This window comes from Acidithiobacillus sp. HP-11, from assembly GCF_015100075.1.
Taxonomy (GTDB): Bacteria; Pseudomonadota; Gammaproteobacteria; order Acidithiobacillales; family Acidithiobacillaceae; genus Acidithiobacillus; species Acidithiobacillus thiooxidans.
Genome location: NZ_JACKYY010000055.1, coordinates 1 through 15548, shown reverse-complemented (window position 1 = coordinate 15548; position 15548 = coordinate 1). Strand labels below are relative to the sequence as shown.

Sequence of the window (15548 nt, the reverse complement as noted above, 5' to 3'; positions counted from 1 at the left end):
GGGCAAGCAAGCCGACTTCCCTTGGGAGAGTTGATATGCAGGTCCAACCGCTTCTCCTCCAGCTTGAAAGTCACATCGTCCACCATCCACGGCGGAACCAACCCCAACGCCAAGGTAAACAGCTTGTCTTCGTCCATCATTAACCTTCCCTAGATCAGCAATGCCCTAAGACTACCGTACCCTCGTATCCACTCCAAGTAGCGAGGAGCCTCCGAAGATCCCCAGTCACGAGATTAAGGTAACCTCTACAGATTGTAGAGGATCTTTATAAATCAAACGCCACTCAACACGGATAACGTCGTTAGTGCCTCAGTAATGAGCGCCACTCCTTGCGTCTATCCAGGCAAGACTACCACAGCAAACATGCTTGTTTGATGCATCATCGGAGCAAATCAGAAATGCGTGAAAAGCCATGCCGCTGACACAAATTTTCGACGAATTTTGGATCTATTGACCAGACGAAAGACAGCATTCCCGCCAATCGAGCAACTTCGTCACAGGGTAACCGGCCCTGTGTATACGCGTGCAACGCAGCCCGCAGACGACGCTTTTCTTCCCGTCCGATAGAAACATTACCATCATTTGCAAGCGTAAGTCCGACTAGCAACCTTCGACGTTTCTTCGAAACATTGACGGTCTTGTCCGGATGCAATATTAGGGGTAAGTAGGATATTGACGCCAATATTTTCTGGACAGTATCGAAGACTTTGTCCAATAGCCGAGGGGTGTCCGTAGAGAATGCCAAGTCGTCGGCATAGCGACTGTACATCACACCCATGACCTCACAGTACTGCTGCATTGCTATGTCGAACTCCCACATCAGGTAATTCGAAATAAAAGGAGAGCTTGGGGCCCCAATGGAAAGCTGCAACGGCCCACCTTCAATGCTTGCGGACTTCAGAAGTAGGTTACAGAGGATCTCAATCTCTTCCTCAGAATAGTTGCAATCACGTTCGAGACAATGCCGAAGCGCGTGCTCGTTTAGACTCGGAAAGAAATCCTTGAAATCGAGTTTTAGAAGGTATCTCTGTTTTGCATGAGGAGTAGCATGATCGAGAATTGAGCGCCCCTTGCGGTATGCCGTAGCCGCATCGTGCACAGGCAGTTGATTCAGCTCATTATCGACCAACCATCTTTGGAAATATTTCAGCTCGGCTGTTGGTTGCGAAATTAACCGCTTGCCACGACCGTGTCGCTTTTCTATGAAGTGGCTCTTGTAACGATGAGGCGCAGTGGCAATCACGCGAGATAGCTCTCTCGCTGATAGGGGAGACATCTCAAGAAGTCTAGTGAATAAATTAGCGCTCCTAAAGTTCATGGGAGTCTCCCATAAACGGACTTCAGTCGAATTTTGCCATTTACATACTCTTCGGCATAAATCTTAAACTTTTCTCGGAAAAATCTGCCGCCACTTTTAGCCTTATGGTCAACCCATGGCGCATCGCTGCCCGGCGCTCGTACCCAGAAGATCTCTCTTCCCCGTACTTCTTTCTGAATCAACTTAAAGAAGCTAAGCAATTCGAGGTGCTGTGCCAGTATCTGCTCATCCAAATTAACGCCGTAAAACTTCAGAACAGCGTCAATTTCTGTTTGCTTGCTGATCAACATTAAATCGACCAGATCAGCAGCTATCAGGAAGATGTGGGCGGGTTTATTCGGATCGAAACGAGTGCGCTGTGGATTTGTCTTGAGCCACTCGTCAATTGTTTCAACAATGGCATCGAAATCGTCGTCCGGCAGTTCCGTTTCTTGGTTGGTGCCAATGACGCATTCTGCCCCGTGGCTTTGCACGCGATTCAGCGGCCCTAACCTCAGAAATGACCGCCGTGAGCCCTGCTCACAGTACTGCCGCTGCACGACTGTCAAAACTTGCGGGAGGATGCTGTCATGCGATGCCAAGCAACCAAGCTCAGCAAGCGACCCTGGCGACTCCACAAATAAAATGATCGCGCGAGCCAAGAAACACGCGTCACGCTCGAATGTTAGAAGGTCAGAGTAACCTGAAAAGGCCCACCAATCGTCAAAGTCTTCAGGACGCGCCAAGTGCTCGGCCCAAGGACGATTAAACGTAGATTTCAACGTACGCCGCCAGAAACAATCTCGAAGAGAACCTGCTGGTTCGCTGGAGGGCTCTGTGGGACCACCGAATACCCAAATACGAGCCGGCAGGTTGATGACTTCACAACCTGCCGGATCCAATTGCTCGGTCAGAACTGTGACCAGCTCGCTGTTCACCCTCAACTACCTTAAACTAGACTCGAAAAGTTGCGATGGCTCGCCATCGCGGCTTTTCGAGCCGTAATTGCGATCCACCACACCGCAGTCCTGCGAAACGCCGGACAGTTGATAGTTCTACAGTTGACTACCAAAACGCGTAGCTGAGGTGTACAGCATAGCAACATTTTGTGTCTCTCTCCAATAATCTGGGATATATTTCCCGATCATCGTGCATTGACCTAGCAGATTTCAAGTGCTGGCGCGTACGGTCAGGGATATCAGTGGTGTTACGGGTCACCAAGGCGCGCTCAATGATGAGCGGAATCCGGTTGCAGTGTCCAAGGAAGGGAGCGTCGTTTAAACCTTACCCAAGCGCGCTACGTACGGGACCACCAATTTCTGGATGGCCGGTTACGCTGCATCTTGGTCGTTCGGATTTAACGTCTGCCGGTCGGTGACAGTGACCGACCCAACAACGATCTATACCCTCACGTTGGGGTGACGCAGAGCGTCTACCCGGTAGACAATAGAGGGTGCCTGATGAAAGTATACATTGCCGAGAAACCCAGCCTGGGTAAAGGCATAGCCGAGTATTTGCCTGGACCAAAGAACAAGGGTAACGGGTTCATTCAGTGCGGATCCGATACCGTCGTGACCTGGTGTTTCGGCCATATATTCGAGCAGGAAGAGCCGGACTTCTACACGCCTGATGATGTTCCTACCACGCCAAAGGGCAAGAAGAAATGGCGCTTTGAGGAACTGCCCATTTTTCCTGAGCAATGGAAGAAGCGGGCAAAAGATGACGCCAAGGCCCAGATCAAGGTGATCCGGGAACTGCTTAAGAAAGCCTCGTCTGTCGTTAATGCCGGCGATCCGGACCGAGAGGGTCAGCTGCTGGTGGATGAGATCCTGGAGGAACTCCGCTGGAAAGGCCCAACCCAGAGGATCTGGCTGGCCGCCCTCGATGAGCAATCCGTGCGTAAGGCTCTGGCATCGCTCAAGGACAATAGGGAATATCAGAATCTCAGCAATTCTGCCGAAGCCCGCGCACGCGCGGACTGGCTCATGGGCATGAATCTCACCCGCGCATTTACGCTGCGCAACAGCGGCGCCGGAGTCGTCTCCGTGGGTCGGGTGCAGACGCCGACCTTGGCTCTGGTCGTGGCCCGTGATGAGAAGATCGAGCACTTCAAACCCAAAGATTACTACGTTCCTCGGATTTACACAGGATTCTGGGCCGCCTGGGATCTGCGGGAGGACTTCGAGGGCGTCGATGCCGAAGGCTTCCTCACCGACCGGAAAGCAGCTGACCGACTGGCAACCCAGGCCAAGGCAGACGGCAAGGCCACGGTGAAGGATTTCACCAGCGACGAAAAGCAGCAACAGGCACCGCTAGGGTTCTCTCTCGCCGAACTGCAAAAGGTCTGCTCGGCCAAGCTCGGCATGTCGGCACAAAATGTCCTTGATGCGGCCCAGGCGCTGTACGAGGAGCACAAGGCGGCGACCTATCCCCGGACCGATTGCCGCTATCTACCTGAAGAACAGCATGGGGATGCCGGACAGATACTGTCCGGCCTGGCAAAAGCTGGATTTGCGGATCTGGTGAAAGCCGCCGATTCTAACCGGAAGTCGGCCATCTGGAATACGGGCAAAGTGACGGCGCACCACGCCATCATTCCGACCGGCTCCATGCAGGGCTCTATGAGCCCCGCAGTGGCCAAAGTCTACGAGATCATCGTCCGCTCCTATCTCGCGCAGTTCTATCCGCCCTATGTGTACCGGGCGATCAAGGCCCTACTGACTTGCACCGGCGAGGACTGGAAGGCGACTGCCAACATTCCGGTATCCGCAGGCTGGAAAGCCGTGTATGGGATGACCGATGACGATAATGATGACACCCCCGCCCAGCCGATCCCGGCGCTCAAAAAAGGCCAGGTTCTGACCGTCCAGGATGCAGATGTCCAGGCAAAACAGACCAAGCCGCCGGCACGATTTACGGATGGGTCGCTCATTGAGGCCATGAGCAACATCCACAAGGTGGTTGAGGATGAGGCCGCCAAGGCCAAACTCAAGGAAACCTCTGGCCTGGGGACTGAGGCCACCAGGGCTAGCATCATCGAAACACTGCTCACCCGGGGATTCATGGAGCGCAAAGGCAAGCAGATTCTCTCCACCCAGGCAGGGCGGGCGCTGGTTCACGCGCTGCCCAAAGACCTCACGGATCCCGTCCTGACGGCACGCTGGGAAGATGCCCTATCATCCGTGTCTGAGGGCCGCGTGACGCTACAGCAGTTCGAGGAAGCCCAGCGCAAATTCGTTTCTCGCATGATCGAAGCAGCCAAGGCGGCGACCATCGCCGTTGGGCAAGCGCGGTCCGCCACGAGCGCGCGGGGTAAGGCGTCTACCGGAAAAATGCGCGGAGGCGCTGCGAAAGCAGGCCCTTCCTGTCCAGACTGCAAAAAACCGACCATCACCCTGAAGACCAAGAAAGGCGACTCCTTTTTCAAGTGCGAGGGCTGCCAGTCCTGCTGGTGGCCGGACAAGCAGGATGCCAAGAAGCTCGGAACGAAGTGGAGCGAGAAAAAAACATGAGCGAGACAATTTGTTGCTTCCTGAGATCGCCTACCCGGTAGACGAACCCCGCTTTTCCTGCCGCAGGACATGTGGTCGCGTTATCCCCGCAGCTCCACCGCCTTGTGGACGGCTCGTTACCGTGTAACGACCAGCCGGTACACATTCCGGCTTGCCGACCACAACCCAGACGGCCGCCGGGGGTCCAGTTGGACCCCGCTTCGTTGTCTGGGCTTCGGACCGTGGATCGCGGGGATAACGCTCCAAAAAATCGTCTACCCGGTAGACGCTGGGCCGATCTCCGCTGTCAGAAATCGTCTACCGAGGAGACTGACCCGATTCGGGTTTGAAAACCTCTCGCTGATCTATACCCGTCTGGGATTGATCCTTTCTCACTGGAGGGCTTGTAGATACCATGGAAATTCTGGCTTGGCTGGTAGCCGCTATCGTTGCGGTCTGGAGTGTACGACGAGTGAGTAAATCTGTGCTTTCCGAACTTTGGAGGATTCCACTCATAGTGTGGGCAGACTTTCGCCATCCTCCGCAGGTTGCCTGCATACCTTTGCGGGTGATGACCCGCTGGGATGTTCCATTGTTCTTTGTTGGGAGCGTTCTCTGGTTGATCTGGGCACTCGCTTTCGCTCTGACGCTCTTTTTGCATTTGACGCTTCTGGTCTTTCTGGCATTCGAGATGGGTTTCCTCTTGCTGGCTATTCCACGCGCATATAACGATTCCTCCGTGAGGCGAAAACTACTCGGAATGTGCGCGAACGACGGCGAGCGGCTCGCTTGGTTTGCCTTGTTCGAGCGCACTCACCCCGATCTGGCAAAGATGGAGCCGACGTTTTTCTATCCTATTGATGGCAATCTTTGGAGATTCGTCGCCGCGATCTTCATCGTGCTCTTCCCGCTATATTCACTGGCGCTACAGCTCATGCTGTCGGGGCTGGCTGGTCTGGCCGTACAAGGCCTCGTCCTTTCCTGTGTATTGGTTGTGAGCATCATCCCTCTGGTTCGATGGGCCGGAGCTCTAATCGGCGGCAGGTACGCCTGGTGGCTTGAATACCACTTACTGCTCTCTGAGTCGTCTACCCGGTAGACGATCTCGCATTTTTCACCCAATCGGGCCTGTGTTCGGGCGTCTACCCGGTAGACGCTGGACCCAGAATCGGTAAATAAAAGCGTATTCCCGCTGAACGCTGCTCTAAAAAATCGTCTACCCGGTAGGCGAAAACGCCAAAAAAAGCGTCTACCGAAAGAAAAGCGGAACGCAAGATAAAGAAGGGGTAATGTGGGCGTTTTCCGGGAAAACGTGGCCGCTGCGCCCGTCTACCCGGTAGACGATCGCCCGCCCCGCTGCCCTGCCCTGCCCTGCCCCCCCAAAAACAACTGGAGCGCACAATGCGTGGAGCGATGTTTGTCAGGAAGATATCTTCGCTCGATCTCTATTGCAGCAGTCCTGGTTGTCGCGCGGTGATAGCACACCGGAGCTATCCAGTCTCAGGAAACGGTCGGTTCTGGCGAGCGTAGCCTAATAGTCGGTGGCTTTACCGATATGGTTGGCCATCATCGACCCTGTGGGCCCGGTTTTGCCGTAAGTTCAATCCCCAGGACCTTCATGACTGCTAGCGTGGTCTTGAGCGTCGGATTGCCGCGCTCGCTGAATGAGCGGTACAACTGTTCACGCGAAAGACCAGTTTCTCCAGCGATCTGAGCCATTCCCTTGGCGCGGGCCACGACGCCCAGCGCGTGCGCAATGTAGCCGGCGTCTGCAGATTCAAACGCATCGGCCATGAAGGCTGCGATGGCCGCGTCTGATGTCAGCCCTTCGGCAGGGTCAAAAGTAGATAATTTTTCACTCATGGTCATTCACTCCATTCAGCAGCCAAGCGTTTCGCCACCTTGATGTCCTTCGCTTGCGTGCTCTTGTTGCCACCGCAGAGCAAAACGATGATCATGCTCCCTCGTTGCTGAAAATAAACGCGGTACCCAGGGCCATAGTGGATGCGCAACTCACTTACCCCCTCTCCCACCGGCTCCGCGTCGCCGATCAACCCGTAAGCGAGGCGATCCAGACGACCGGCTACAATGCCACGAGCTCGTTCATCTTTGAGCTTCGTCCACCACTTTCTGAAAGTCTCTGTTTGCTTGAGCTCGGTCATCGCACGGTGATTGTAGTTCATAAACTACTAAAAACCAAGCTTCTGTTCCCATGCTTTTCAAACCTTCGTACCAAACTTTGGATGGCTGGTCCGTCGGAATCCTGCCGCTGCCCCGCCCCTGATCTATACCCCGTCAACTGGGTGGGCATACATCGTCTACCCGGTAGACGATCTGCCCCATCTCCGATCTATACCTGCTCATGCAGAGCAAATACGTAACCGTTTCCGTCTACCCGGTAGACGATTCGCGGAGAAAGTCCGCTCCCGTTTCCAGATTCGCCATTCCGGCACTCCTGGGTGCCCTGGTGGGTGTTCTGGCCTGGCCTCATGCCATCTGGCTTGCGCCACTGGCCTTGCTGCTTCTGCCTGTTTTGAACAAGCGTTCCTGGATGGCGCCATTTTGCTTGATGTTCGGATATCACATGGCGACAACCTACGGCCTCATCAAAGGCACGTCGGTTTTCTTCCCACACTCCGGGCTATTTCTCGGTATTGGGTTCTGGTCGCTGTCATCTCTGGCCTTTGCCCTGCCCTATCTGGCGTACCCGTACATTGCTCTGTATTTCCGTGGCGGCGGCCTTGCAGGTGGCAGCCTTGCAGGCGGCGGTTTTGGCGCGGTCACGGCCACTATCATTACCTCTGCTGTCTCGACGATTCTGCCACCATTGGGGATCATCGGCTGGACTTCCCCATGGCTCGGCGCCGTCGCCGCAGGCCCGACCGGCATCCTGCTGACCATTCTCGGAATCTTCGCTCTGGGCTACTGGGAACGGAAGAATCAGGATATCCCGGTGCGTTTACTGATGGCCGGGATCGTCGTCTTCAATCTCTGGCTTCTGGGTTTTGCCTTCCCTGCCCTGGCCGAGCGGGTGCCGGCTCTGGATGACATGATGGGTCACCCGCTGCCCACAGCGCCCGCTGGCTGGGTGGGCATCAATACCCACCTGGGCCATCTGCGTTCCAATCTTTCCTATGTCGATGCGTCCATGGAACTGGCTCCGAAGGTTTTGGCCGATCTGCACGCAGGCGACAAGGTGGTATTGCTCCCGGAAACCTTGGCCGGGCCCTGGCTGCCAGGAACCCGGGCCATTTGGCGTCCGGTCATCCGCTGGACGGCGCGACATCCCGGACAAACCGTGCTGCTCGGGGCCGATGTGCCCCTTACAGGGTGCGAGCCCCATGGGCGGGACTTGCGCCCTGCCAAGGGTTATCTGGATGCTCTGGTGAAGATCCAGGATGGCCACCAGACGGTACTGCCGGATCACATCCCGGTGCCTTTCTCGATGTGGCACCCGTGGCATCCCCGTGACAGCTTCCGGATGGCGCCGTTTTCCAGGAAACCGGAAACCACGGAGATTGACGGCAAAAAAGTCGGCTATCTCATCTGCTATGAGCAACTGCTGATGTGGCCTGCCCTCGATCTATACCCGCATGGGATACAAGTCCTGTTGGCTCCGGCCAATGACTGGTGGGCGCGGGGGACGGATATTCCGGCCATCCAAAGGGCTTCGGCAAAAGCCTGGGCCGCGTTTTTTGGGGTGCCGGTATTGTTCGCGGTGAATCAATGATGGGGGAACGGATGAAGAAGCCTGATCATATGAAGGCAGGAGTTTCCATGGGAAACCCATCTGATCCCTGCGATCCATTGCTTGCCTGGAAGCCCGTTCTGGATTCCCTGGATGACAAGCGCCGTGAACGACTCAAGGATCTGCTCAAGACGCACCTGTCCCGTCCCCTCACCGCGCAACAGCGGATTGCCAAATGGGAAAAGGTGCTCTCTGCGGATTATTCACGGATTCCGGCTGAACAGCACATTGCTACCCTGGAAGCCTCTCTTGAAGAGGCGATCACTGTCCTGAAGGAGCGGGTGCGTGAGCAATCCTCTTCGGCAAGTCATCGCTCGGCTTGACCAGAGGCTAATCGCCTTCTTCGAGCGGCCCAGCCCGCGCAAGGTGGCTGAAGCCATGCTATGGGGTGCCACCCATATCGAGTGGCTATTCTTCTTCCCCTTTCGGTTATTGACAGGCCCCGCACGCTTTTTTCTGGAGCGCCGCCATGCAAAGAATGTCCGCCACCATCGCTAAGCGGCTACTCTGGTGGAGCGCGTGGGCGATTGTCGGCGTCCTGGTACTGAATGCTGCCGTGGGGCTATGGATGCAGTACCAGCATCTGGTCTTCAACGACTCGACCTGCGAACCCATCGGCATCTATAAGCTTCTCGGCTCGCCTTATCCGTTGCATGATGGAGAACTGGTCGAAGTCGAGATTCCTGGCCCCACCCATCACGCCGCCGTCGCAGAGGGACTGAAGTACCACTGGTTTCCTGCTGGACAGCCGTGGATCAAAGAGATCGCCGCTGTTCCTGGGCAAACCGTGAAACTCTCCCGCGCGGGAGACTGGGTGAGTCCCGGGGATGCGAGTCCTGCTGACAGCAGCCCTGCTGGCGGCGGTCCTGCGGACGGCGAAGCCGGCCATTACCTGCCCAACTCCCATGTGGATCGCTGGACGCCCGGCCACCATCACCGGATTGTCCATTACCCTTTCGGCACCTATCACCTGAAGCGTGGCCAGGTCTGGCTCTACGCCCCGGGAAACTATGCCTTTGACTCCAGCTATTATGGCCCAGTCCCGGAGACCAGCATCCTGCAACGGGCGGTTCCCTGGTGGACGATTCCCGGAAGTCAGTTCTGGCTTCAGAAGGGAGACTGAGCCCCGGGCCGTCCTCGTAAATCGTCTACCCGGTAGACGATCTGGCCCGGCGCTGATCTATACCCATTCGTGAAAGGGTCAAGCCGGGAAAAGCATGCTGACACCATCTCTCTTTAACGGTATGCCCTATGCGGGGGAATCGACGGTTATCCCGCTAAAGATGCACCTGTACATCCAGGCCCTGGCCTTCGTTCAGGGGATGACGCTTCGGGCCGTCCATGAGGACTGCGCTTCCCGGTTTCTGGCCGAAAAAGCGTGGGAGAAAGGACTTCGATGGCGGGATGGGCACCGCCCGGCCTTGGCCGACACGGAATGGGTGGAAGTGAACGTGCGGATTCCCTGCGATCTGGCGGACAACCTGGTAGAGGTCAGCCACCGGAACGGAGTCGGCCTGCCCGATGTGCTTTACACGATGTTGTATTGGTATTCCTGGGTTCTGTATCCGCCACTGCATGAGCAGGAGCGTCGGAAAGCGCAAGAAGAGAGGTAGAGATGCCACAGATCATTACCGTGACCAATCAGAAGGGCGGGGTAGGAAAGACCGCTCTTGCCGTTCACATTGCGGCTTACGCCAGCATGGCGGCGAAGAAAAAGACATTGCTCGTGGACATGGACGGCCAACGCAACGCCACTTTTATCACTACGGGGGAGCCGAATGGCCGTGGCAAATCGGTATTGGAACTGTGGGACGGGGACACCAGCCTGGAGTTCCAGGACACCCGGTTTGGGGATCTCAAAATCCTGCCAGGCCACCAGCATGTACATCTGGTTGAAAAGCAGGGATTGAAGGCCGGACAGGAGGCAATGAGCCGTTTGCTGAAGATTGATTTTGATGTGGTGGTCATCGACACGCCACCAGCCGCCGGCGTGCAGCAGCTGGCCCCGCTCTATCTGGGCGGGTTGTTGGCAGCACCCGTGGAGCCCGACCTGTTGGCGTTGCAGGGGCTCACTTCGCTGCTCAAGGTATGGCGGGAGATCGCCTCGCAAGTCGACCTGGGATTGTCCCTGGTCATCAACAAGCGGGTTTTGAACTCCACGAATCAGCAAATGGTCGTGGATGCGATCACCGAGTCGGGTTTTGGTCAGCATGTGCTTCCAGTGCATCTGACGAATCGGCTGATTGTATCCAACGCCCTGAAACAGGGGATGCCCGTCTGGAAGCTGGACCCGAAAGACGCGGCGGCGGCGAAATGGGCCATGGCCTGCAAGATGATTTTGGAAACGGACCGGGTGCCGACAGAAGAAACAGTGAAGGAGGGATAAGATGGCCAAGGTAGATCTTTCAGAGAATCTCTTTGATGAGATGAAGCGCACGCTGGCCGAGATGGCGGGAGATTCCGGCGAGACCGATGCCAAAGCCAATCGTCTACCCGGTAGACGACTTCCGGGACAGAAAGCGGCCCCGGCGGATGAACAGAATACCGTCTCGGGCGGAACTGTCGGCAGCGGAGCCGCTTCGGCGCTCTTTCTGGAGTTGTCGGAGATCGAGCCGGACCCGGAGCAGCCGCGCAAGACGTTTGTGGCATCCGGGGCACAGGATGCCATCGACAATGATCTGGAATTGCTGAAGGAAAGCATCTTGCAGCATGGGGTATTGCAGCCCATCGCGGTACGTCATGTCGTGTCGGGAAGATATCGGATCATAGCGGGCGAGCGGCGCTGGAGGGCATCCATGGCTGCCCGAGACAGCGGCCAGCCATGCCGTCGCAAAGGCTATGACCTGTCCCGGATTCCAGCCGTGATATTGGAGCCCGACACAGAAGCTGACAGGCTGGAAATGCAACTGGTCGAAAACCTGGCGCGAGCCGATATGACGCCCGTGGATACGGGGAGGGCCGTGAAGCAGCTGATGGATAGCCTGGCCCCCAAGCCAAGCCTGGCGGATCTGGGCAAGCGGCTGGGTCGATCCAAAGCATGGGTACACCAGATGCTCTCTCTGGGGAGCGAAGATGCGCAGGCGGTGGCAGAGTATCTGGGCGTGCCGCTGGAGGCCATCGGACAAACGGACATCAGTCGCATGAAAGGATGGATGAAGGACGAGGACAAGCGCATCGTGCTGGACGCCATCCGTGCCAGCCTGCAGGCCGGGGAAACCCTCTCCCGCGTGCTGGTGGATAGAGAGGAAAGCCGATACGAACGAGGTTTGAGCGGAAAACCGCAGGAGGTCGACATGCAGCAGGAAAATGGGGCCGTGATGGGTTCGCACCCCGCAAGGGCTTTTGATGCCAATGGGGAAGAAGTGGACTTGTCCACGATCGATATGCACAACGTCGATAGCGATGAGGACATCGAGGATGGGGGCGCCGTGGATGAGAATGGGGTGGTTATCGGAGATCCGGCGGATGATACGCAGAAGGTTGGCACCCTGCCGGGGGCATCCCTGCCGGGGGCATCCCTGCCGGACCAGGTGACGTTGATGCTCCCTCGCCCTCTGCTGGAGCGAGCCTTTGCAAAGGCAGGGCGCGAATTGCCCGGGACGATGGGAACGGCGGAGATCGTTGAGGTGTTGGAGTTGGTGTTAAACTGCTGACCGCAAATCACGTTTGTTAAAAGGGGAATAGTCATGTTTGGATTTGGTGAACACGAAGATCACGCAAACGTCCAGCAGGTCACCTGTACCTGTGGAACCAATATGTCCTACCAGGGCGCACACGGTCTGCGCATGGGTGGACTGACTGGCATGTTGGGGGCGGGTGCCGCGTTCCTGGGCGGGCAGATGGCTACCGACGGCGAAGAAGCCTTTGAGAAAAAGCTGGAGGTGGATATTTATGTCTGCCCACAGTGCCAGGACGTGCGGCTAAAATACCGCAAAGGGCTGTAAATTGGGTGTCAGAAAAACTTTCCATGCACCCCAATATAGAGCGAGGCGGCAGTCGCAGGAACCACAGACACCGATTCGGGATACCACGCAACCTGATAGGGATACACAGGAAATCAAAAAGAACATCGTAAAATCCTGTGGTGGTGCCAGGACGTCCACGGTGGCCGGTACGGGCGGAAGTGGGTTCCATTATCCGCGCGACCTGGCATTACCAGAAGATCCTGTTCCGGAATGCAAGGTGCCCAGTCAGCCACAGGTCAAAATAGAAGTCCGGAAGTCCCGAAAAATACCAACCCAGATACCAGGCCTGGTCTGAGAAGGAAGAAAATATGCTTTCTATAGAACCGCAGGCAGGTCCAGCGCCCATTATCCAGGTCATTAATTCGTCCCGCCGTGACCTGGACGTAGGCGTGTATTATCTATTCGACCGCAAAATTCTTCGAGCCCTTGCTGCGGCTCACCGTCGTGGGGTGGCCGTGCGCGTCATCATCGAGGGCAAGCCTTATGGCATGAAGCCCTGGCAGGTACGCCGGGAGGAACGGACCATCGCCGCGACCGGCGCACAGTGGAAGGTGGCCCCGCCCCGCTTCACCGGCCATGGCAATGACTACTCGTTTTACCACTGTAAGTATTGTGCCAATGGGCATGAGGTCGAGATCGGCACGGCAAACTTCGACTGGTCGGCTTTCCACTGGAACCGGGAGTATGTCTATGTCACACGCAACGCGACCGTGGTTCAGGCGGTCAACGCGGTGTTCAATGCGGACTGGAACAATCAGCGAGCGCCCGCGTTCGCGCACCGGGTTCTGGTCCTTTCTCCGGGGACGTCTGCGGCGCAACTCCTGCAAGTCATCGACCAGTCCGGCCCTATCGGCGTAGAGAGCGAGGAATTGGGGCCGTATGCGCTCATTCTCGATGCGCTGGCGAACAAGGGAAAGGATTTGCGACTGATCCTGCCATCTAGTATCAATGGCGAAGATCAGCGCGATGTGGCTTTTTTACGCGCTCATGGCTGCCAGGTACGCTTGTTACCCGTCAAGCCCCTTTACCAGCACAGTAAGATGATCACGGGGCGCTCTCTGGCCTTTATCGGGTCCGAGAACTTCACCCAGACCAGCCTTGAGGATAACCGGGAAATGGGTCTGCTACTAAATGAGTCGGAGATCGGAAAGCTACAAGCCCAGTTTGACCGTGACTGGGCGCGGGCCGGCGACTGGAACGAATCAACCGGGCAACCCCATTACGCAGAACATCCTCCAAGCTGACACTAACCCCTATCATTTTTCCAAGAAGCATCGCATTCTCTCCCGGGACGCACTCCTCCTTTGATTGAAGATCGGCTCGTGGAAGCCTTCATAGCCCGCTTCTTCGTGTTGAAAGGAGCATCGGACCTGTCTAACCCACATGAATACATGTAGTCTCCAATATTGATATTGCACAAGATTTCCAGGATATTCCCAATCAATCAGAGAGATAGAAGGATGTTTGATGTAGCCCTGGAGTCTGTGGTGTTTTATAAGGCATAATCGGAATTGATAGGGGGCTCCCATGGCCATAGCTAACCAACTGAAGGCGCTGCTAAAATCGCACATTGATGGCGATGAGGAACGGTTTTGCTCTATAGCCATGCAGTTGGCAGCTCATGAGGCCAAGATCGGCCACGGTAAATTGGCAGAAGAACTACGTGACCTGGTTGACCAAGCCAAAACACGACGGGCCCTGCCACCTAAAAGTCAGGGCAACACTGTTCCTATAGGACGCCCAAGGGGAGAATTAGCCGGCCTACTTACGGCTTCCTTCCCCAAAGACCGCCTAGTAGAACTAGTCCTTGATAGTCAATTGGAGGGTCAACTCAAACGGGTCATCCGAGAACAGCTCCAGGCCCAGCGTTTGCTGGCACATGGGCTTGCACCTCGACGCAAACTGCTTCTGGTTGGTCCACCCGGGACAGGTAAAACCATGACCGCCTCTATTCTGGCGGGCGAGCTGGGATTGCCACTGTTGCAGGTTCGCCTGGATGGTTTGATCACTAAATACATGGGCGAAACCGCTGCAAAACTGCGCCAGATATTTGATGCAACCGATCGTACCCGTGGAGTATATTTTTTCGATGAGTTTGATGCCATAGGTTCGCAGCGCGGGCTGGAGAACGATGTGGGCGAGGTCAGGCGCATCCTTAACAGCTTTTTGCAGATGATCGAGCAGGATGCATCGCACAGCCTGATCATAGCCGCAACTAATCATCCCGAAATCCTAGATCATGCTCTGTTCCGTCGCTTTGACGATATCCTGTATTACTGCTTGCCAGAGGAAGCAAGGATTGCCGAATTGATGAAAAGGCGTTTGGGAAGACATGCGCAAAAAGGGACGTCTTGGAAACGCCTATCTGGAAGTGCGCAAGGACTGAGTTACGCAGAAATTGTTCGGGCATGCGATGAGGTCTTGAAGGAAGCCGTAATTGAGCAAAAAAGCCCCATCAATGAATCTGACATACGGAGTGCTGTCGAAGAGCGTGTTATAGCCAAGGCGCAATTTAGCAGGAAATAGACAGGGGACAGTGATTAGTGGCAGAACATAAATTTCACAATAAACACCATCTTGTTTTGGACTATACAGCACAGCCAGAGCCTTTCAGAGCACCTGTGGGCGGTAGTAGTGGAGAGGGAGTCCCTCGCCAGAACCGAGAGGCTCACGGTCAGAGCTTGCTGCGACAGATCAACGAGCTAGAGCCCGTCTTTGCGCAGGCTCATGAGCAACAGGTAATGGCGGGGCTGGAGGAAGGCTTTGGCTTGCATATCGAGTTCGAGAGCTTTCCTAATATTGAGCTAGCTTTTGAATCGTTAGCAGCAGAATGCTCAGGCATAGAATTGCTTAATGTACGAGATGATAGTGAGAATAAAAAGATTTTAGCTGCTGTCTTTGTGCCTGACGGCAAACTGCATATGGTTCCTCGCTGTTTTAAGTGGGTAGCTTGAGATCCAGCTTACCCAGTACGAGGTAAGCCATGTTAATAAAATTCTTGTGGGTGCGATAGCCCCGTGCCCTGGATTTGGCGGACTGGAGCAGAC

17 protein-coding genes and 2 pseudogenes are annotated in these 15548 nt (G+C 55.8%); 13 read left to right on the top strand and 6 right to left on the bottom strand.

Going from position 1 to position 15548, the window contains the following annotated elements; genetic code table 11:
* The 3 genes and pseudogenes from H7F08_RS13355 to H7F08_RS13345 form a co-directional block, all read right to left on the bottom strand.
* Positions 1–140, bottom strand: a pseudogene (locus tag H7F08_RS13355) (ISL3 family transposase); the annotation flags it as partial.
* Positions 141–379: 239 nt separating this feature from the next.
* Complete coding sequence (locus H7F08_RS13350) at positions 380–1276, bottom strand: retron St85 family RNA-directed DNA polymerase (protein ID WP_227487886.1); 897 nt, start codon at positions 1274–1276, stop codon at positions 380–382.
* 38 nt (positions 1277–1314) lie between these two features.
* Positions 1315–2235 carry a retron St85 family effector protein gene (locus H7F08_RS13345; protein WP_153940424.1) on the bottom strand — a complete coding sequence of 307 codons (921 nt, stop codon included), beginning with the start codon at positions 2233–2235 and terminating at the stop codon, positions 1315–1317.
* A gap of 522 nt (positions 2236–2757) precedes the next feature.
* Between H7F08_RS13345 and H7F08_RS13340 the strand changes: the two genes are divergently transcribed.
* Positions 2758–4809 (top strand): DNA topoisomerase 3, encoded by a 2052-nt coding sequence (locus H7F08_RS13340; RefSeq protein ID WP_153940423.1) that lies wholly within the window; start codon positions 2758–2760, stop codon positions 4807–4809.
* A gap of 394 nt (positions 4810–5203) precedes the next feature.
* Positions 5204–5887 carry a hypothetical protein gene (locus H7F08_RS13335; protein WP_031575411.1) on the top strand — a complete coding sequence of 228 codons (684 nt, stop codon included), beginning with the start codon at positions 5204–5206 and terminating at the stop codon, positions 5885–5887.
* Positions 5888–5931: 44 nt separating this feature from the next.
* On the opposite strand, the pseudogene H7F08_RS15940 reads toward H7F08_RS13335, so the two are convergent.
* From H7F08_RS15940 to H7F08_RS13325, 3 genes and pseudogenes are all read right to left on the bottom strand, one after another.
* Positions 5932–6015: pseudogene (locus H7F08_RS15940) on the bottom strand (hypothetical protein); the annotation flags it as partial.
* Between the two features lie 339 nt (positions 6016–6354).
* The gene (locus H7F08_RS13330) at positions 6355–6651 is read right to left on the bottom strand and encodes an addiction module antidote protein (protein ID WP_012535948.1); all 297 of its coding nucleotides are present in this window, start codon (positions 6649–6651) and stop codon (positions 6355–6357) included.
* Positions 6652–6653: 2 nt separating this feature from the next.
* Positions 6654–6971 (bottom strand): type II toxin-antitoxin system RelE/ParE family toxin, encoded by a 318-nt coding sequence (locus H7F08_RS13325; protein WP_226856055.1) that lies wholly within the window; start codon positions 6969–6971, stop codon positions 6654–6656.
* 179 nt (positions 6972–7150) lie between these two features.
* On the opposite strand from H7F08_RS13325, the gene H7F08_RS13320 reads away from it, so the two are divergent.
* The 11 genes from H7F08_RS13320 to H7F08_RS13270 all read left to right on the top strand — a co-directional run bounded on the left by H7F08_RS13320 (position 7151) and on the right by H7F08_RS13270 (position 15455).
* Positions 7151–8518, top strand: a complete 1368-nt coding sequence (locus tag H7F08_RS13320) for a conjugal transfer protein TraB (protein WP_193640794.1) — start codon at positions 7151–7153, stop codon at positions 8516–8518.
* Between the two features lie 47 nt (positions 8519–8565).
* Positions 8566–8859, top strand: a complete 294-nt coding sequence (locus tag H7F08_RS13315) for a hypothetical protein (protein WP_153940420.1) — start codon at positions 8566–8568, stop codon at positions 8857–8859.
* Positions 8822–9034 (top strand): hypothetical protein, encoded by a 213-nt coding sequence (locus H7F08_RS13310; RefSeq protein WP_080707873.1) that lies wholly within the window; start codon positions 8822–8824, stop codon positions 9032–9034. The genes H7F08_RS13315 and H7F08_RS13310 overlap by 38 nt, the downstream gene beginning before the upstream one ends.
* Entirely contained in the window at positions 9006–9659 is a 654-nt protein-coding gene (locus H7F08_RS13305; protein WP_153940419.1) for a S26 family signal peptidase, read from the top strand. Before H7F08_RS13310 ends, H7F08_RS13305 begins: the two co-directional genes overlap by 29 nt.
* A 94-nt stretch (positions 9660–9753) precedes the next feature.
* Complete coding sequence (locus tag H7F08_RS13300) at positions 9754–10149, top strand: hypothetical protein (protein ID WP_031575425.1); 396 nt, start codon at positions 9754–9756, stop codon at positions 10147–10149.
* Positions 10150–10151: 2 nt separating this feature from the next.
* Positions 10152–10922 carry a ParA family protein gene (locus H7F08_RS13295; RefSeq protein ID WP_193640793.1) on the top strand — a complete coding sequence of 257 codons (771 nt, stop codon included), beginning with the start codon at positions 10152–10154 and terminating at the stop codon, positions 10920–10922.
* A gap of 1 nt (position 10923) precedes the next feature.
* A complete protein-coding gene (locus H7F08_RS13290; RefSeq protein ID WP_193640792.1) occupies positions 10924–12189 on the top strand; it encodes a ParB/RepB/Spo0J family partition protein in 1266 nt (421 codons plus the stop codon).
* 33 nt (positions 12190–12222) lie between these two features.
* The gene (locus H7F08_RS13285) at positions 12223–12480 is read left to right on the top strand and encodes a hypothetical protein (protein WP_193640791.1); all 258 of its coding nucleotides are present in this window, start codon (positions 12223–12225) and stop codon (positions 12478–12480) included.
* Positions 12481–12809: 329 nt separating this feature from the next.
* Positions 12810–13745, top strand: a complete 936-nt coding sequence (locus H7F08_RS13280) for a phospholipase D-like domain-containing protein (RefSeq protein WP_193640790.1) — start codon at positions 12810–12812, stop codon at positions 13743–13745.
* Positions 13746–14028: 283 nt separating this feature from the next.
* Complete coding sequence (locus H7F08_RS13275; protein ID WP_065974030.1) at positions 14029–15027, top strand: AAA family ATPase; 999 nt, start codon at positions 14029–14031, stop codon at positions 15025–15027.
* A gap of 17 nt (positions 15028–15044) precedes the next feature.
* On the top strand, positions 15045–15455 hold the full coding sequence (locus H7F08_RS13270) for a hypothetical protein (RefSeq protein ID WP_193640789.1): 411 nt from the start codon (positions 15045–15047) through the stop codon (positions 15453–15455).
* The last annotated feature ends 93 nt before the right edge of the window (positions 15456–15548 follow it).